Source organism: Paenibacillus hebaui (genome assembly GCF_051934385.1).
In the GTDB taxonomy this organism is placed as follows: domain Bacteria; phylum Bacillota; class Bacilli; order Paenibacillales; family Paenibacillaceae; genus Paenibacillus.
In genome coordinates this window covers 268,231-287,338 of the sequence record NZ_CP196836.1, presented here as the reverse complement: position 1 = coordinate 287,338, position 19,108 = coordinate 268,231, and the positions used below count along the sequence as shown (strand labels likewise).

The following is a 19,108-nucleotide window of genomic DNA, read 5'->3' as shown; positions in this document are numbered from 1 at the left end:
CGTCCATGATATTGACCCCTTCACATCTCCCAAAAAATAATTGTGACCATATGTGCCGGGTGAGAGTCTAATTCATGTAAACCAAAGGGAAATGGTTTCCCGCAACCCATGAAAGGAGCTGGTACCGATGGAATGGACCGGTCTTGTGAACCAGGCCATCCAGGGAAATCGTGACGCCTTTATCAGGCTTATCCGACAACTTGAGAATTCCCTGTACAATACCGCAAAATCCATGCTTCGCAAAGAGGAAGACGTGGCTGATGCCATTCAGGAGACGATTTTGAAAGCCTATAAATCGCTGCATATGATTCGTGAACCCCAATATTTCAAAACGTGGATGTTCCGCATCCTGATTAATGAATGCAACACCCTATTGTCCCGTCGCTCCCTCTCTACGTCCTATGCAGAGGTGCCCGCAAAGCCAGAACCCTCCAGTCCCTTCGATGAGGTCGATATGAGAGAAGCGGTTGATCGGCTTGATGAACAAAAGAGAGTCGTCATCGTGCTGCATTATTTCGAGGATCTCTCCCTGCGGCAGGTAGCAGATGCACTCGATATCTCCGAAAGCGCGGTGAAAATGAGATTAAGCCGGGCAAGGCAAGAATTGTATCACAAATTCAAGAACTTTCGGGAGGTAAAACTACATGTCAAACCCGTTTAATATCGATCAGGAATTAAGAGCACACGCGAAGGAGCGACCCGTCATGTCAGCAACTGTTCGCAATCGAATTGATGCCACGCTGGAATCACTACCGGAATCACCCCGTATGAATTCAGAACCATTTTCACATAATCCGCGTCTTCGTAAAGGTCTGCGTCGTACAGCCGCAGCAACTATTGCAGCCGGAGTATTGGGTGTGACCGTCTTTGCCTCTGGATTTGTGTCTCCCGTTATGGCTGACTCTTTGCGCAGCATCCCGCTGGTTGGCAGTCTCTTCAGCTCCATTGAAGCCGATATGGGATTGCGTACAGCAGGAGACGAAGGGCTTACGAAGCTCGTATACAGCAGTGTGTCGTTCAAGGATGTGAAGCTAGAAGTGTCAGAAACCGTATATGATGGTACTCGTGCAGCCTTCTTGGTTCATGTTACCGCACCCAACCTGAACAATGGCGAATATGACAACGGCAAGGACATCGTGAAGCTTAGCAACGGAATTGAGAATGTCTTTTTTAACGTAAATGGTACAGGGCAAGGTGGCGGTTTGTTCTACGGTTCTGCAGGACAAACGCAGCCGGATACGCTGCTGTTCGAGCAGGTAATCCCCTCAAACCAGATAGCTGCCGGACTGCCAAATCAGTTTGACGCTGAGGTCACGTTCACTTTGCAGGGCATTGATCATGAATTTAAGCTGAACATTCCTTTTACAAAAACGACTGAGGATATTCAGCATATTAAACCTAATGCCATCGTCTCCAATGATCTGATAACCGCATCCGTTACGGAAGCTCAGGTTACGCCGATTACAACACGTCTGTCTACGGTGATCTCACTTAATGGTAAGAGCATGCTCACGGCTAAAGATGAAGAGCAGTTACGAAATATAGGGTTTGCAATTTACGATGATCAGGGCAGACAATTGACTGCATTGAGCGGTGAGGGCTTATATGAGGGCAATCAATTAAAATCCGAACGAATCTATGCCACCACGCCAGGAGACTCAACGTATTTGATCGTGAAGCCGTTTGAGATTAACGATGATTTTACGGAAGAGATCACAGATCGGCAATTCATCAAAGGAATGGACATGAAAATCGAACTTCATCAACCGTAAACCATACATTTAAAAAGGAGTCTTTCCCCATGTCCATTCAACTTACGGTTGCATCCATAACTGTACTGGGTCCACTATTTATTCTCTTCCTGATCGCTCTGGTGTTCTACATCAGGGTGAATCAAATCAGGTACTCAATAAGGCATTACACTTTAATCATTGCATTTGCTGTGTATCTTTTGGCGGTCATGCATTTTGTCTTTTTCCCTATCGATGTCAATATAGGTATGTATGCCAATCAGACGCCCTGGTACAAAACGATTCAGTTCATTCCGATTCTCACGTTAGATATCCCCAGTTTTGCACTGAATATTCTGTTGTTTATGCCGCTCGGCTTCATGCTTCCTCTGGTCAGGTCTTCGGCAGACTCAGTGAGAGAAGCTGTGCGGATCGGATTGATCTTGAGCTTTTCCATAGAAATGCTGCAGCTCATCATCCGGGTTACCCTCGGTAATGGCCGTACTACGGACATAAACGATCTGATTGCCAATACAGTGGGCAGCATCATGGGTTATCTCATTTTTCACAGAATCACAAAACTTGCGATAGGCCAGCGTATGATATCCCCATGGAGTCTGCCAAATCGCTCCCTTCGAAAACATGCGTAGCAGACCAGCTCCCTCTTAAAACCGGAGATCTATTCAGGCAAAACATGGTCACCTCCATCAGATGAAAAAAGTAATGCGCTGTGGTACAATGAAAGAATTGTGTATTCACAGACAGACATGTGGGTAAAGGTGCTGAATCAAACATGCTCAGCACTCTTTATCCATGATCATGCTGCCATTCTAGGGAGGTTTATGGAATAACCATGCTCATTATTGGTATCGCCGGAGGAACCGGCTCCGGTAAAACGACGGTAGCTCGCTCCGTCATAGACCGTCTGGGATCAGGTAAAGTAACGTTTATATCTCAAGACAATTATTACAAAGACCAGTCGCAGCTCACACCTGAGCAACGCCGACTCACCAATTACGATCATCCGTTTGCATTCGATAATGATCTGTTGATTGAGCATCTCACCCTGTTGAAAAAAGGCCAAGCGGCATACGCTCCCGTATATGACTTCACCATAGATAACCGTGCTGCCAATGAGACGGTTGAACTGGCACCGAACCATATCGTCATCGTAGAAGGACTGCATGTGCTAATTGACGAACATCTACGCGGTCTACTGGATATCAAGGTATTTGTAGATACCGATTCCGATGTGCGAATTCTGCGCAGAGTACTGCGGGATATGGAAGAGCGCGGTCGGACGATCCAATCCGTGTACAAACAATATCTCGAAACGGTCAAACCGATGCACGATGCTTTTATCGAGCCATCCAAAAAGTATGCCGATATCATTATTCCAGAAGGTGGACATAATGAAGTGGGCATTCAGATGTTATCCATTCTCACCGAGAAATATCTGACCGGTGAAAAGTGGAACGGTGCTTAATTTTGCTGCAATTTGCTTATTCGCTGGGCGGCTGCGGTACTCACGTTCATGTGAGCGATCTTGGCACCACTTATAAAGTATCACAACAGAAAACAAGATTACGATACAGCGTAATCTTGTTTTTTTGTTTGTCCTTCTTTTATAATAATCCCCATAGTTGAAAGGAGATCTCCCCCTATGGCTACTTTTGAAGAGTTCGTGCAGCATGACATTCGAGTTGGTACTGTGGTGGAAGCCGAACCTTTTCCCAAGGCTCGCATTCCTGCAATTAAAATGACATCGACTTCGGACCCCTTGGTCTTAAGCGTTCCAGTGCTCAGATTACCCAACGATACACGCCTGACATGATGATCGGCAAACAGGTCGTTGCTGTAGTTAATTTCCCACCCCGGCGGATTGCCGGTTTTGTCTCTGAAGTACTCGTACTGGGCGGCGTGCCTGGTGAAGGAGATGTTGTCTTGCTCACACCGGATAGCCCATTGCCTAATGGAACGCCGATAGCCTGACTTTATTTGAGTTAGAAGAATATGGGCTTTTCAAATGCTTGGAAATCGAGTATCCTTGATTTATTAAACAATGAACTACATACGTTGGAGACCTTAAAGCATAAGGCTATGAATCTGCGGATTCGTGGCCTTTTTTTGTGTTTTTTTGAGGATATATAGGTCTGTAGGACTAGTTGTGTATCCATGAAAGGAGGGAATTTGTTGATAAATAATACCAAAATACTAGTTTTACATGGTAGAATATTGATTATTATTACAAATTAAGTATCTATATAAGTTGAACTAATCATTTACACAGAAACGGAGAGGACAGAAAAAACCTGAAAAAGTGAAGCGTTCGCCTTTATCACCGGATTTTCCCCTTGAGAAAAGGGAATCAAAAAAATCTGGGGATAACAGCGATTGGAAGGTTATTCTGTCATCGGAGTGTACGTGTGAATATATCTTTAGTTCAACTTATATAGTAGTCTGACGAGTACATATCAAAGACAGAAAATCAGAATGGAGAGGAGTAAGATTCATGAAAAAAATGATGATTTCAAGCGTAACGGCATTGGCTTTATTAACAGGGGGTATTGTAGGTTTTGGAGGAATGGGGAGTTCTGTAGAAGCGGCACAAGCTACAACCAAATTTAAGGATGTTCCGGCTACACACTGGGCATCTTCAGCGATCAATGCGGCAGTGGAACAGGGATATTTCAAGGGGTATGCAGACGGAACATTTAAACCAAGTTCACCTGTCACCAAAGCTGAAATGGCAAGTATCCTGGGACGTCTTTCAGACCAGCCTAATGCACCGACACAAGAACAAAACAATTTCACGGATATACCCGAGTGGGCAAAAAGCAGTGTCTCTGTTGCTATTGCCAAAGGTTTTATCAGCCCCTCTAATTACAAAGGGAAACTGGAAGCCCAAGCCGCCCTCCAACGAGGCGAAATGGCTGCCTGGCTAACGCAAGGACTGACCGTGGTTGATCCGGAGTACAAGCAAGCACTCTCTGATATGACGAACACCGTTGTGCCTGCGAAGGAATATTTCACAGATAAACTCGCAAGCTCACAAAAAAATGCAGTAGCCGTTGCCCTGGGAACTGGACTGATGAGTGTAGCAAACGACAAAACATTTGGTGTGGATCGTACCACAACTCGGGCAGAAGTTGCTGTGTTGATTGCCCGTTATGCAGCTGTTGCCAAGACAAAGCCTGCCGATTTTCAGGGTCTGAATGAGCTGCGGGAAGTAGGATTGACGGGGACGAATTTGAGTATTATTGCGCCATCGTACAAAAAAACACCTGAGAAAAAAGTTAATCCTAACATTGACTATAATTCTGTAACAGATGACTTTTCAAAAATAAGAAATAAAAATCTTGTTACACTAACAAATTATTCTGATCTAAAAATTCACAATTGGATAATTGTTAGTCCTTATGCTGTAGGAGCAAAACGGAGCATTTATTATCCTGTTTTTGTTGATGAAGGAGTTATTACTACTTTGCGAGGTGCCTATCACTCATTTGTCGAATTTGAATTAAATATTAAAAGTTCATCTATGAATCAATTACAAGCTGGAAGTTTATTAAACTCAAGTGCTGTTGATCCTCTTCTTTCACCAAAAACTAAAACTAGTGCTTCATTTAGCATACCAACTAATATTGAATTCACAAAAAGTAGAGGCGTGTTCACTGTCAAAAACCCCGTTTTCTGGGGAGATGGACTACTCCATTTTGACAAAGCTCTAATTTCTGCTATTACCCTCACAACTAATGAAGGCGTTACATTTAGTGTGATTGATAATAAATAAGGATGGGATGAGTTTGGCGTTAAAAAGTAATATTAATCGATTTCTTGTGATAGCCCTTACTACAAGTGCATTATTAGCCCCCTTTTCAACGATTGAAGCTGGCGGGGGGCCAGGTACTAAAGAAGAAGTTAAACCATTTCACATGGAACCTTCAGGACAAGCAAAGTCACAGAAGAAAGTTATCCCTCTTGAAGGACAAGCAAAAACGAATCTTGGTATCTATATCTTTCAACTTGATAATTTGGATTGGAGGGTAGAAGGTCAATGTAACGACATTAACTTACTAAATGATCGTTCAACTAACCTTCCCAAATCATCCAGAGTATGTGTAAAACTAGATCTCGATAAAGATGTATACAAACCATTAGAGTACAAAGATAAAAATAATGAACAGCCCCCTTCGTCTACAATAACTGAAAGATCAAAGAAACCTCACTACATGGATAATACTGACTATTATAGAATTGGAGATCCTATTTTGCTTTCTGTAGATGAATTCGATGGCTTGAGTACCAAATTCCAGATGCAAATTGGGGGCGCGATCACCCCTACTGCATCAAGAGATTATAATCCTCCAAAATGGTCAGCAGACTATATTTTCAGAACGGATCTTTATTGGAAGGCGTTGGCTGAAATCACTAAAGAAATCAATCTGACCAATGGAGGTCAGCTAAGGTTCGGGGAACAAAGACAACTTAATGCAACTGTTAAAACCAAAAACGGTGATGGGAACTTTGGAGCCGAGACCAATGTAAACACCGGTAGTGGCGGTATAACTAGATGGGAATCATCAAATCCTGGTGTCGCTACCGTTAGTAATTCTGGATTAGTTCAAGCTGTCAGTAGGGGAACTACAACCATCACTGTACTATGGAAAAAGGATGGATTTGAATTAACTACCACGACAAACATTGGTGTCGAGGAAGATCCGGGTACTGGAGGCGGCGGTAACGGGAATGGCGGGGGCGGTTGCACACCAACAATTGGACCACCTTCTACAGGAACTACGATGAATATGAGTGATCTCGATCCAAATGCTAACGGTGTTATTAAGTCGGATAACAGAGACAATGAGACATTCGATGTATTGAAAGGAATTCCAACTTCTGAGTCACTGTATACCAATGCCGTGGCAGACAATTATCTGTTTAAACAAGCCTGGACGAAAATGAGCGGTAAAGTCACGTACAATTGTAATGTAACCATTTCTTATGACAGAGAATGGACGGTACCTGGGCCAGACATATGTACAGAGGATGGTTGCACGGATGGGCCACCTGTTCCAGCAAATGATACCGTACCTGTACCGTACACCTTCCAGATCACAAGAGACTATTCCTATTGGGCAATCAACAATCTTGAAGTGTATAAGATCGTCAAAGCAACGATGAAAAATTATGCACTGCCCGGAGAAACGGTTACGATGACTCCTTCCGGTTATACTCCACCTACACTGGAGTCCAGAAACGATACCTCTGTGGAGAGCCATGTCAAACCAGGGCAAACAACGGCCATTTCATATACTCCATCTAAACTAACAGGTGGTCTGAATTCACCTCCAGATGTGCCGAACGATACATCCCTGTTAAAAGGAATGGCGGAGTCGAATACACCCCAGAGCAAAGTACAAAATGATCTGGTGAGGTTCAACAACACAACCATTATGAATGATGCGGAAGCAACCAAAGATGGTCCAACGCCATCTAACATATCTAATTCAACAACCATCGGACGAGATGTTCTGTACAAGCCCCACAATATGATCAGCAATACTCTGCTGAATAAAGCGAACACAACAAGCTCCGGTGAAATCTATTATGATTTGCTGCCGGGTAACGTGAACGGTGGTGCCAACAAAATATTGCCGATTAACGGTATCAACACCGTCACGGTGCACACACCTGTCGTCAACTACGCCTGGGTGTCGGATGATCAGCCGCATAACCAGAAAACTGTACCGGACCCAACCAGCGCTGCGCTCATTCTGGAACGTCCGTTCATTGTGCGAATTCCTACATCGGGACAGCACTTGGACGCAGCGAATTATCCCGGCTATGGGAATCGGGACTATGCCAAGTATTTTCGGATCAAACAGGTGCAATTCCCGTTTGATGTCTATAACGCTGACCGGAGTCAGTTTATCCCTGCCAAGACATGGGTAGATATTCCGGTGAATCAACTGGATACTACGTTCTATCTTCCGGTATGGGTGGATGAGGGAAAATACCGTATTGAATTCCGCAATATTGCAGAGAATGCACCTGCGAACTTCACGGAGCAACAGGACGCCAATACCAATCTGGCACATCATGTTGCAGCCGACACCGTACCTGTAGATGTCATCGGAAGGTTGTATGATTTTCACGTCACCGATATCTCGGATTACAACTGGGAAAATGTATTTCGTAAGCGATTGGGCAGTCCCGAACCAACGGGGCATAGCTACTGGACTGGGATGAATAGCATTGATGGTGATCCACGAGGCAACCTGGCCCCATTTGTATTACCCATTCGACCAGGCAGCCATCCAGTACAAGGATTCCGTAATGTGGCCGTAAAAACGGGATACCACATCAAGTTTGACCTGAAGACCAAAGGCAATATGTCTGGCAAACAGGATGGTATTCGAATTACACCAACTTTTGCTTTTGTGAACAAAGACGGTTCTTCCCGACAAGACGTGGATTTGTACTACCATCGAGGTCAGGAACGACTCATCCGGATTGGTTCGGCCCAGGATCTGGAGAAACGCTTTGTTATCCTAAACTCGCGATTGCGGAGTGTGCCAGGCACAGAGCTGGGTGATACGGCGCGTTACCAGTATACCTACGAACTGACTGCGGAGGAACAGAGCCAGAGTACACTTGCGGAGCATATGGTTCGATTGGTGGATCAAACCTCGCACCAGAAAACCTGGGTGGGCCGCTATGACTGGACGATCCTCCCTGCTCCAATTCGCACGCTGATCGGGCCCAAGACAGACATCCCTTCTGGTGTTAGTGTAGATCGAGCGAATGCAGCTATCCAACGCTGGTACGGGGAGTATAGCTTGCCAGCCGATGTATATGCCGTGCCAAAGGGAACTGACCTCGAATCCCTAGCCAGACAAAATCAGTTGGATGAAAAATCGGCGATATTCTTAAAGGATGGTTATATCGTGGTCAACTTTAATATGGAGAGCCTGCGGAACGGCAATACGGATGCGCCGCATCTGCAATACATTCATGCACCGTTGATGAACCAATGGCAGATGGAGGGTTTTAATAACAGTCCGGTAACCAGTCAAGGCAGAGCCTGGCCTCTGAAGGATGGCGATGTAGTCTTTTACCATGCAGATCAGTCCAGCCGAAGCGATTTTCAATCTCAAGTACCACATTAATGAATCAACAAAAGGGTTGCTGCATAAGTCATGAACACGACTTTGCAGCAACCCTTTATGGTATTCCTATATTTGAATTCGAGTCTCCTACCGCACTTGTATATCATCTTCTCCTACATAAGTGTGTCAGCCTGCAGAATTACAGCTAATCCCCTCATTCCATATTTCTCGAACCTTTTGGAGATACCCCCGTCACTCGCTTAAACATCTTGGAAAACAACAGCGGGTCTGTATATCCCACAGAGTGGGCCACTTCGCTAACGGATAGCGCTGAATGTTGCAGCAGTTCAGCTGCCCGGTTCATTCGGTATTCAAGAAAAAAAGCCTGCAATGACTTGCCGTATCTTTCCTTGAAAAGTCCTGACAGATACGTGCGATCCAGCCCTACGGCCTTTGCAATATCAAGGATCGAGGTTCTCTGACTGTATCTGTTCTCAATGAACTGAACTGCCTGTTTGATGTACTCCTCTTTGGTGGACAGGGGACGTTGCACCCTCTCTTCTTCGGGAGAAGATGAGATTAACTCCGCGATCAGTCGGTACAACAGGCTTTGGTTGAATACATCTCCCCCTGTGCGTGTTGAAGCCTGAACCATCTCCGCATACAAACGATCAAAGGTATTCGGATCTCCGGCATCAAAAATGGGTCGTTCTGGATTTAGTTGCGCCCGTTGCATAAATGCCTTTGCATGTACCCCCTTGAATCCAAACCAGGAGTACGTCCAAGGCTCCTTCGCATCCGCCTCATAATGAATAAGCGTATCCGGGAAAATCACGAAGCCTTGACCCTGCGTCAACTTATATTCCCGATCCTCCATAAATACGCTGCCCTGTCCTTCATGAATATAATGAACCACGTAGGAATCCCGAACCCCCGGCCCCCAATAGTGGGACGGATCACATGCTTCCCAACCGAAAAATAACAACACCAGCTCCATCTGGGTCCAGTCCACAGGAACCACATTCATCTCAATCGGGCTCACCTTCTCCACTCCTTCCGTCGCTTGTTATGATTTTCTTTGTATCTAAATTATAACAGGTAAACTATCTACATACGGTATGTAAGCGAACCCATAAATGGGATTATGCCATATTTCAGAGAGGTTGAGCCATAGTTATATATGCCTGATCCACCTATATTGAAGATACACCATTTATTCAGGGAGGCTGAACCTTAGATGAACAAGATTACGTTTCTCGGTGCAGGAAGCACCGTTTTTGTCAAAAATGTATTGGGTGACGTCATGATGACCGAAGCATTGCAGGATTTTGAGCTGGCGTTGTTTGATATTGATGCCCAGCGCCTAAGCGACTCGGAGCGTTTGCTTAGCAGTATGGCCCGTTCGCTTGGAAGCCGATGTGCCGTCAAGGTCTATACCGACCGTAAAGAAGCACTGCGCGGGGCCAAATATGTGATTAATGCCATTCAGGTGGGCGGTTATGATCCATGTACAATCACGGATTTTGAAATTCCGAAGAAATATGGATTGCGTCAAACAATTGCCGATACGCTCGGAATTGGCGGGATCTTCCGTAATTTGCGGACAATTCCGGTGATGCTCGATTTTGCACGGGATATGCAGGAAGTCTGCCCGGACGCGTGGTTCCTGAACTATACTAACCCGATGGCGGTGCTGACGAATGTCATGAATGTGCACGGCGGGATCAAAACGGTAGGTCTGTGTCACAGTGTACAGGTGTGCGTACCTCATCTATTTGATGCACTGGGAATTGATCAGACGGGGGTGGTCGCGAAAATAGCGGGCATTAACCACATGGCCTGGCTGCTGGAAGTAACACGGGATGGTCAGGATCTGTATCCAGAGATTAAACGTCTGGCGAAAGAAAGACAGAAAGAGCAGCATGATGACATGGTACGTTTCGAGCTGATGCAGCGTTTCGGATACTATGTAACAGAGTCTTCCGAGCATAATGCCGAGTACCACCCCTATTTTATCAAACGGAACTACCCGGAGCTGATCGAACGCTTCAACATTCCGCTGGATGAGTATCCGCGCCGCTGCGTGAACCAGATTGAAGGCTGGAAGGAAATGCGTGAGAAGCTGTTTGCCAGCGAGAATATTGAACATACGCGCAGTCGGGAATACGCTTCGCATATTATGGAGGCCATGGAGACGGATCGCCCTTACAAAATCGGCGGTAATGTCATGAATAACGGACTGATCACCAACCTGCCGCGTGAAGCCTGTGTAGAGGTGCCTTGTCTTGTTGACGGGTCTGGCATCAGCCCGACGTATATCGGAGACCTGCCTCCACAACTTGCGGCATTGAACCGCACGAATATTAACACCCAACTTTTGACCATTGAAGCAGCAATCACGGGAAAAAAGGAACATATCTATCATGCCGCCATGCTTGACCCGCATACATCTGCCGAGCTGTCCATTGATGACATCGTAGCGATGTGTGATGAACTGATTGAAGCACATGGCGACTGGTTGCCAAAATATACGTCATAAAAAGTTAAATGTAGTTACAGCAAAAAGCGCTGATATCCTCTGAATACTCGAGGGTCACGGCGCTTTTTTGAATTATTTGAATTATTCGTATTACTCCGTATTACCCCGATCTATTCCTGAAGCAGAAAACGATAGCCGATTCCCGGCTCGGTCTGGATAAAACGAGGCCGCGTAGGATCTTCCTGTAATTTTTTGCGCAGATGGCCGACATATACCCGCAAGTAATGACTGTCTGACTCATGATGATGCCCTCCCCAGACTTGTTGCAGCAACTGGCGTTGAGTAATAATTTTGCCTGCATGGGAAGCGAGCACCTTCAGCATTTCATACTCCGTTGGGGTTAACTTCACCTGTGATCCGTCCAAATCAACTTGCCTCTGGGCCAGATCAATCGTGAGCGGCCCAAAACGCAATACCGGCTCATCCGTCGTTTTCGCCACATGGCGAAGGGCGACCCGAATGCGGGCAACCAGCTCGCCCATACCAAACGGTTTGGTGACATAATCATCTGCCCCACCATCAAGCGCAGCGATTTTATCCTCTTCACGTTCTTTTGCCGTCAGTACAATCACCGGTACCTGAGACCATTCCCGGATACGCTGAAGCACGTCCATTCCAGACATACCGGGTAAACCCAGATCAAGCACAATCAGATCCGGATGTACAATGCTCGCTTGGATGACTGCTTCTTCTCCGTCAGCGCATTCATAGATCTCGAAGTTATGTGCCTGAAGCGTAACCTTCAGCAGTTTGCGAATTTGCGGTTCATCATCCACAATCAATATGCGTGCGCCTTGCGGTGCAGTCATTTCATTCTTCCTCTCCTTTTGCCATATACGGGAATGATGCTTCTGGCTGCTCTGCGGGCAAACAGATGCACACCCTCGTCCCACCCTCTGGATTCGGCTCTGCGATAATCGTACCGCCATGAACCTCGACGATGCCTCTACAGATGGCAAGTCCGAGTCCTGTACCTGTTACATGCCGTGACGATTCGGATCGATAAAATTTCTCAAACACCCGCTCCCGATCTGCTTCCGGAATCCCTACACCCGCATCAGCCACTACAATGGTCATTCGGCCAAGCGGCTCATCCACCTTCACCGTAATGACGATTTCACTGTCGTCTGGTGAATATTTGATAGCATTGCTGATTACGTTAACCAGAACCTGCTCCAGCAAAATCTCATCCCCGGATACAAACGGCGGCTGATCCGGCAATACTACCCGAATGCGACGTTGCTGGATGAATTGCTGCACCTGGTTTAGCACAATGCCGATCATGTCGCCCATATCGCACCATTTCCTGCGCAGCTGCAACATACCACTCTCCAGCTTCACCATACCCAACAAATTGGTTACCAGCCTGTTCATGCGCAAGGCTCCATCCCGAATATTGCCTGTCAGTTCCTTTCGGTCCTCCGGGGTAAAAAGAGAATCATTCTCCAGCAGACCTGTCGCTGAACCGATAATGGCCGTAAGGGGTGTACGCAACTCGTGAGACACCGAGTCAAGCAAAGCGGTGCGAATTCGCTCCGATTCCGCCGACATCTGCACAAGTCTCGCTTCTTCCGCCAGCTTAACGCGGGCAATAGCGCCTGCTACGAGCCCACCACATGCTTCCAGCAAACGCAGCTCTTCCCTCTGCTCATGAAGGTCACTGGATTCCAGATTCACGGCAAGTACCCCATGAATCTGATCTTCTGTACGTAGTGGCACATATAATCCAGACGAATCCCGCAGGCTGGAAGATCCACGACCAGCAATTTCACCATGTTTATATACCCATCTGGCAATAGCAACCTCGGATTCACCTTCACCCCACCTGCTTGAACCCGGATCGCCCGAAGATGAGGTAACCTTAAGCTCACCGTCAGCATTCGGCAGATATAATGCCGCCGGAGCCTCAAGCGTTAGGGACACTTGTCTCGCGATGCTAATCAGTAGTGTATCCAAATCGGTAACAGCCGTCATCTGACGGCTCAAAGCATATAGTGAATTCGTCGTAGCCTCGCGCTGCTTCACGACCACCAGCTGCTGCCGCAGACGTCCTGCCAGACTCGCCGTTAACACCGCCACGGCCAAATATACGACAAATGAGAATATATATCGTAAATCCTCCACCGTAAAACTGAGATACGGCGGAATAAAAAAGAAATCAAAGGCAACGATGCTAAGACTTGCTGCATATATCGCCGGTCCCATTCCCCAATACACGGCGCTGACCAACACCGGAAAAAGATAAATCAGTCCTACGTTAACCAAATCTTCACTAATCCCGATGGCATGAAGCAGAATCGTTAACAATGTGATGCCAAGGGTAACCCATATATACTTGGGAACAAGGTTCAGCTTCAACCTGATGCCTTCCCTATTATTTCGTTCAGACACAGCACATCTCACATCCCGCTCAGATCATAATCGTAGTCCGCAACGATCAATACGTCCATATGCCTCGACAACCGCACCAGTCTGCTAACAACCGACCCTTTTCCACGGTAACCATTTAACCACCAGACACGCTTCGCTTGACCTACTACCAATTGCGTTGCTTTTTCTTCAGATGCTTTACCCGCCAAAATACCTGGCACATCCCTCAGCCTCTGGCAGTGATGAATATGAAACTTTCCACCCAGTCGGACGGTGAGCTGTTCCAACTCCTCCAACTGACACCTTACTTCGTCATGCATGACTCGGCCTACATGAACATGGTGCACATGCCAGACCGCTTTCAAGCGGTAAGCTGTGCGAAATCCGCGGCGGATCAGCCGTTCTGCATGCTCATCACTGCTTACGCAAACAAAGACCGCTTCCTGTCTGCGCCAAGGGCCACGCAGTGCGCTTTTGCGCTCCTGGGATTCCAGGCGTTCATCCACATCATCGGCCAATTCACGCAGAGCGAGTTCCCGTAAGGCAATCAGATTACCTATGCGGAAAAAATGAACGAGAGCCTGTTCCACCTTAGCTGCTGCATAGATTTTACCCTCCCGCATGCGTTGCCGCAAGGCCTGAGGGGCTACATCAATGAGCTGAACCTCATCTGCCATTTGCAGAATCTGATCGGGCACCGTCTCTCGGACTCGAATCCCCGTAATATGCTCCACAGCATCGTTCAGACTTTCCAGATGCTGCACGTTAACTGTGGTGATGACAGAGATGCCTGCATTCAGCAGAACCTGCACATCTTCGTAACGTTTTTGCCGCGTGCTCCCAGGGATATTCGTATGTGCAAGCTCATCCACCAGCACCACTTCCGGGCACAGGCGGAGAATTGCTTCGGTATCCATCTCCTCCAGTTGAATTCCCTGATATGCTCTAAATCCACGTGGAATCACGGACAATTGACCGATTTGCTCCACCGTCTCTGCCCGATTGTGCGTCTCCAGCAAACCAATCCGCACATCGATGCCTTTGCGGAGTAGATCATTTCCCTCCCGAAGCATCATATACGTTTTCCCCACACCTGGCGCAGCGCCAATGTATACTTTGAATTTGCCACGCTGGATCTGACCAATCTGTGTTTTCACTTCTTGCTCGCTTAACCTGCGATATGTCGGTATCTCCACATCTGGCAATCGGGTCGGAAGTACCCGTTCTCCCTCATACTGCGCCCGATCCGCGAGCAGAAACAGATCGACACCCCGAACTCTGCGCAGTAGAGAATTAACGAACGATCCCCGCCATAGCTCCTGCCAGCGGCTGTGCCGTGAGTGTCCCATGACAATACGGGTAATCTGATGCTGAACTGCGTAGCGTGCGAGCGTAGATGGAATATTACGGCGGTGTAACACAGGCAATTCCTCAAACTGTCCACCAAACTTTTCCACTAATTTGATCATACTGCGACGAAAAACAGTAGCTTCCTTCGTAAGAGACTGCTTCATATTGCGAAAAGTTACGGCATGCAAATCCCCGTTTAATCTCTTTGCGATCTGCTGGCCCCGCCGAATATAGATGGACCCGTTCCAATGATATTGGGTGGACACCAAAATGCGTTCCATGATGCCTGTTGTAACCTTAATCCCCAGCTCTTCCCGGTGCTCACGCAGCGATTCGTTAACCCCTTCGGCGACAAGCCGGAGGGCCAGTTCGCGCAAAATGCCCAAATTGCCCTGCCGAAACACCGCTTCACCTTCATGTCCCCGAAGATGCCCCTCTGCAAGGCGGCTCAAAACCGTTTCCGGGGTCACATCGATCAGCTTCACCTCATCAGCCAGTTCAAGCGTATCGGCAGGCACGGTATGTTCTGCTGCAATTCCCGTTAGCTGGCGGGCAAGCTCCGTATACCCTTCCAGCTCATAGACGTTCATCGTTGTAATAACGCTGATATTGTGCCGTAACAGATACTGAATGTCTTCCAACCGGTTTGCATGACGTGCCCCTTTACGGTTACGATGCGCCAATCCGTCAACGAGCACCACCTCCGGATTACGCTCCAGCAGGGCATCCAGGTTCAGGTCCTTCATCTCTACGCCATCTTTTCCGCGAGACCAATGAATGCTCGGAATCCGTTCCAAATTACCCAGCTGCTCCACGGTCTCCGGTCTTTGCATGGTCGACACGGCGCAGATGACTACATCAATCCCCTGCTGGCGCAATGTGTTTCCTTCTCTGAGCATATGATACGTTTTGCCCGAGCCGCTGACTGGACCGATATAGATCTTCAAGGTACCCTGCTGTAGCTTCGTAATCATCTTCAAGATGTCTTCAGGGGACTTCCGCTTGAAACTGTCCTCCATCCTGCTCACTCCCCCAGCATACCTTTTACTTCACATGGAGAAAGCCCCTTCCGAAGCTTGGAAGAAGGCTTGATACGAATCCTGCAAAGGTAACTGCATCCTCTGTGCAATGAAAACATGTATATTTTAGATTGGCAAAAAACAACATGTCACTTTAACTTGCATCCGAAACACATCAACTCCACCCAACACGATGCCTGTTATTTCACCTCTGCCACCAACGCCAGATTCAGAGCAGTCACATTCACACGCGGCTCACCGAATATGCCCAGATGTCGTCCTTGTGTATGTTCCTCCACGATATTGGAAAGCTTTTGTTCACTAAGTCCCGTTGTCTGGCTAATCCGCGGAATCTGTGCTCTTGCCGCTTCGGGTGACAGGTCGGGGTCAAGACCAGAACCGGAACCCGTCACGAGATCCGCAGGAATGGGCTGCAAGCCCGGATTATCCCGTTTGAGCTGAGCCACCTTTTCCTTCATCTCAATAATATATGCCTCTGAAGCCACCGCACGAGTGGAACCTGCCGAAGCGGTACCATCATAATTGGCGTTTGATGCCCGGGGCTGGAACAGCCCCAGCGATTTTACTTCCTGCGCCAGCAGCGACGATCCGATGATTTTCCCATCTGTTGTAATCAAACTGCCGTTGGCCTGCTTCGGAAAGATCAGCTGTGCGACTCCTGTTGTAACCAGCGGATAGAGAACACCGCAAATCAGCATAAGCACGACAGACAGCCGAATAGCGGGCAGTACCTGTTTCACATGAATCACATCCTAAATTCGTTAGTAGTTAAATCATCACACCAGGTGAAGACCAGATAGTACCAGATCAATGAGCTTAATTCCGATAAAAGGAACGATCACACCGCCTACACCATAGATGAACACATTCCGTCCAAGCAGCCGTTCGGCTGACATGGCCCGATACTTCACACCCCGCATGGCAATTGGGATTAACAGCGGGATAATGATGGCGTTAAAGATCAGTGCCGACAGAATCGCGGACTGTGGTGAAGCGAGATTCATAATATTCAGTGCTTGCAGCTGCGGCATAGCTACAATAAACATGGCCGGAATGATGGCAAAGTACTTCGCAATGTCATTGGATATCGAAAAAGTCGTCAGCGCGCCGCGGGTAATCAGCAGCTGCTTGCCAATGGAGACCACCGACAACAGCTTGGTCGGGTCGGAATCCAGATCGATCATGTTGGCGGCTTCCTTGGCCGCCATGGTGCCCGAATTCATCGCCAGGCCCACATCGGCCTGTGCCAGAGCAGGAGCATCGTTCGTACCGTCGCCGGTCATGGCGACGAGCTTGCCCTCCTGCTGCTCTTTTTTGATCGCGGCAATCTTGTCTTCCGGCTTGGCCTCGGCAATAAAATCATCCACGCCCGCTTCCAGCGCAATGGTCGCCGCCGTCAAGGGGTTATCCCCTGTACACATAATTGTCTTAATGCCCATGGATCGCATCTCCGCAAACTTCTCTTTCAGCCCCGGCTTTACCGTATCTTTTAGATAAATTACACCATAGATCTGGTTGTCCATCGCAACAGCAAGTGGTGTCCCCCCAGCCTTGGCGATGCGATTGGATATATCATCCAAATCACCGGGTATCCGCCCTCCACAGGAGGAGATATAGCGTTTGATGGCATCCACCGCGCCCTTGCGAATCTGCCTCCCTCCGCTTAGATTCAGACCCGACATGCGGGTCTCTGCGGTGAAGTTCACATGTTCTGCATCTGCATATTCCGTCTCCGCCCAGGTCTCGCCCTGTTTGCTAGCCAATTCAACGACCGAGCGCCCCTCCGGTGTCTCATCCCCTACAGAAGCTTGCAGCGCAGCCCGGGTCATCTCCTGTGCAGATACGCCCTGAACGGGGATAAACTCCGAGGCCATGCGGTTGCCGTACGTAATCGTTCCGGTTTTGTCCAGGATTAGTGTGTCAATATCGCCTGCCGCTTCCACCGCTTTACCCGACATAGCGAGTACGTTGAACTGTGTCACACGGTCCATCCCCGCAATACCGATAGCGGAGAGCAGTCCGCCGATCGTTGTCGGAATCAGACAGACAAGCAACGCGATAAGGGTAGCCAGATCGAGCCGGATGCCCAAATAGTTCGCCATTGGCACCATGGTCATGATGACAATGAGGAATATCAGCGTTAACACAGCAAGTAATGTAGTCAGTGCAATTTCATTCGGTGTTTTCTGGCGCTGTGCGCCTTCAACAAGTGAGATCATTCGGTCAAGGAACGACTCCCCCGGATCGGTCTGCACACGTATGACGATATAGTCGGAAGTGACCCTCGTGCCTCCCGTAACAGAGGAGAAGTCACCGCCCGCCTCCTTGATCACAGGGGCAGATTCCCCGGTAATGGCGGACTCGTCGATAGAGGCCAGCCCCTCCATAATCTCACCGTCCGTGGGAATCAGTTCTCCTGCTTCTACACGGACGACATCTCCTTTTTTCAACTGGGTTGAAGATACTTCCTTGATGGTTCCGTCTTTCTGTACCAGCTTCGCCGTGGTTTCCGATTTCGTCTTCCGCAGCGTATCCGCCTGGGCTTTGCCCCGTCCCTCTGCCAGTGCTTCCGCAAAGTTCGCAAACAGCAAAGTAAACAACAGGGTGAGAAACACCGCGATGTTGTACCCCCGCCCTGCCTCAGATGGTACAAACAGATTCGGATTGATACATAATAGCAATGTGATCAATGTGCCGACTTCGACGATAAACATCACTGGATTTTTGATCATGACGACCGGGTTCAGCTTTTTGAAGGCATCCAGAGATGCCTGAAGAAGAATCTCCCGACTTAATGTTTTGGTTCTTTTGGGCGTGCCTGGATCAGTGCCCGTACCCCTCGTTCCCTTACCATGGGTTCTGATCGTGTCTCTATCTAATTCTGCCACCGTCTGCGCCTTCTTTCGTTCTACAGCATTCATTGCGCTAATTCACCTCCGCACTTTACGTCCTTGCTCATACTGCCAT

Annotated in this window: 13 protein-coding genes and 1 pseudogene; 8 read left to right on the top strand and 6 right to left on the bottom strand. The window is 47.9% G+C overall.

Annotated elements, in window-relative coordinates; all coding sequences use genetic code 11:
* The first annotated feature begins 127 nt into the window (after window positions 1-127).
* The 7 genes and pseudogenes from ACR32F_RS01305 to ACR32F_RS01275 all read left to right on the top strand — a co-directional run bounded on the left by ACR32F_RS01305 (window position 128) and on the right by ACR32F_RS01275 (window position 8,902).
* On the top strand, window positions 128-661 hold the full coding sequence (locus tag ACR32F_RS01305; protein ID WP_440115443.1) for an RNA polymerase sigma factor: 534 nt from the start codon (window positions 128-130) through the stop codon (window positions 659-661).
* A complete protein-coding gene (locus ACR32F_RS01300; protein ID WP_440115441.1) occupies window positions 645-1,772 on the top strand; it encodes a DUF4179 domain-containing protein in 1,128 nt (375 codons plus the stop codon). Before ACR32F_RS01305 ends, ACR32F_RS01300 begins: the two co-directional genes overlap by 17 nt.
* Window positions 1,773-1,801: 29 nt before the next feature.
* The gene (locus ACR32F_RS01295; protein ID WP_440115439.1) at window positions 1,802-2,380 is read left to right on the top strand and encodes a VanZ family protein; all 579 of its coding nucleotides are present in this window, start codon (window positions 1,802-1,804) and stop codon (window positions 2,378-2,380) included.
* A gap of 203 nt (window positions 2,381-2,583) precedes the next feature.
* Window positions 2,584-3,216, top strand: coding sequence for a uridine kinase (gene udk, locus ACR32F_RS01290; RefSeq protein ID WP_440115437.1), 633 nt, complete (start codon window positions 2,584-2,586; stop codon window positions 3,214-3,216).
* Window positions 3,217-3,393: 177 nt separating this feature from the next.
* Window positions 3,394-3,722, top strand: a pseudogene (gene csaA / locus ACR32F_RS01285) (chaperone CsaA).
* A gap of 520 nt (window positions 3,723-4,242) precedes the next feature.
* The gene (locus ACR32F_RS01280; protein WP_440115435.1) at window positions 4,243-5,523 is read left to right on the top strand and encodes an S-layer homology domain-containing protein; all 1,281 of its coding nucleotides are present in this window, start codon (window positions 4,243-4,245) and stop codon (window positions 5,521-5,523) included.
* A gap of 478 nt (window positions 5,524-6,001) precedes the next feature.
* On the top strand, window positions 6,002-8,902 hold the full coding sequence (locus tag ACR32F_RS01275) for a DUF5704 domain-containing protein (RefSeq protein WP_440115433.1): 2,901 nt from the start codon (window positions 6,002-6,004) through the stop codon (window positions 8,900-8,902).
* Between the two features lie 154 nt (window positions 8,903-9,056).
* Here the strand turns inward: ACR32F_RS01275 and ACR32F_RS01270 are convergent, their stop codons facing one another.
* Window positions 9,057-9,884 (bottom strand): AraC family transcriptional regulator, encoded by an 828-nt coding sequence (locus tag ACR32F_RS01270; protein ID WP_440115431.1) that lies wholly within the window; start codon window positions 9,882-9,884, stop codon window positions 9,057-9,059.
* A 195-nt stretch (window positions 9,885-10,079) separates the two neighbouring features.
* On the opposite strand from ACR32F_RS01270, the gene ACR32F_RS01265 reads away from it, so the two are divergent.
* A complete protein-coding gene (locus tag ACR32F_RS01265) occupies window positions 10,080-11,381 on the top strand; it encodes an alpha-glucosidase/alpha-galactosidase (protein WP_440115429.1) in 1,302 nt (433 codons plus the stop codon).
* Window positions 11,382-11,491: 110 nt separating this feature from the next.
* Here ACR32F_RS01265 and ACR32F_RS01260 read toward each other — a convergent pair whose 3' ends face one another.
* From ACR32F_RS01260 to kdpB, 5 genes are all read right to left on the bottom strand, one after another.
* On the bottom strand, window positions 11,492-12,190 hold the full coding sequence (locus ACR32F_RS01260) for a response regulator (protein WP_440115427.1): 699 nt from the start codon (window positions 12,188-12,190) through the stop codon (window positions 11,492-11,494).
* A gap of 1 nt (window position 12,191) precedes the next feature.
* On the bottom strand, window positions 12,192-13,739 hold the full coding sequence (locus tag ACR32F_RS01255) for an ATP-binding protein (RefSeq protein ID WP_440115425.1): 1,548 nt from the start codon (window positions 13,737-13,739) through the stop codon (window positions 12,192-12,194).
* Window positions 13,740-13,780: 41 nt separating this feature from the next.
* Window positions 13,781-16,120, bottom strand: coding sequence for a histidine kinase (locus ACR32F_RS01250; protein WP_440115423.1), 2,340 nt, complete (start codon window positions 16,118-16,120; stop codon window positions 13,781-13,783).
* A gap of 200 nt (window positions 16,121-16,320) precedes the next feature.
* Entirely contained in the window at window positions 16,321-16,881 is a 561-nt protein-coding gene (gene kdpC / locus ACR32F_RS01245; protein WP_440115421.1) for a potassium-transporting ATPase subunit KdpC, read from the bottom strand.
* A 36-nt stretch (window positions 16,882-16,917) separates the two neighbouring features.
* Window positions 16,918-19,062 carry a potassium-transporting ATPase subunit KdpB gene (gene kdpB / locus ACR32F_RS01240; RefSeq protein WP_440115419.1) on the bottom strand — a complete coding sequence of 715 codons (2,145 nt, stop codon included), beginning with the start codon at window positions 19,060-19,062 and terminating at the stop codon, window positions 16,918-16,920.
* Window positions 19,063-19,108 lie beyond the last annotated feature (46 nt).

Bases quoted from the DNA above. Each gene is read 5' to 3' on its own strand.
- ACR32F_RS01280 (WP_440115435.1), top strand. From the start codon at position 4,243: ATGAAAAAAATGATGATTTCAAGCGTAACGGCATTGGCTTTATTAACA.
- ACR32F_RS01260 (WP_440115427.1), bottom strand. From the start codon at position 12,190: ATGACTGCACCGCAAGGCGCACGCATATTGATTGTGGATGATGAACCG.
- udk (WP_440115437.1), top strand. From the start codon at position 2,584: ATGCTCATTATTGGTATCGCCGGAGGAACCGGCTCCGGTAAAACGACG.
- ACR32F_RS01265 (WP_440115429.1), top strand. From the start codon at position 10,080: ATGAACAAGATTACGTTTCTCGGTGCAGGAAGCACCGTTTTTGTCAAA.
- kdpB (WP_440115419.1), bottom strand. From the start codon at position 19,062: ATGAATGCTGTAGAACGAAAGAAGGCGCAGACGGTGGCAGAATTAGAT.
- ACR32F_RS01305 (WP_440115443.1), top strand. From the start codon at position 128: ATGGAATGGACCGGTCTTGTGAACCAGGCCATCCAGGGAAATCGTGAC.
- ACR32F_RS01300 (WP_440115441.1), top strand. From the start codon at position 645: ATGTCAAACCCGTTTAATATCGATCAGGAATTAAGAGCACACGCGAAG.
- ACR32F_RS01295 (WP_440115439.1), top strand. From the start codon at position 1,802: ATGTCCATTCAACTTACGGTTGCATCCATAACTGTACTGGGTCCACTA.
- ACR32F_RS01250 (WP_440115423.1), bottom strand. From the start codon at position 16,120: ATGGAGGACAGTTTCAAGCGGAAGTCCCCTGAAGACATCTTGAAGATG.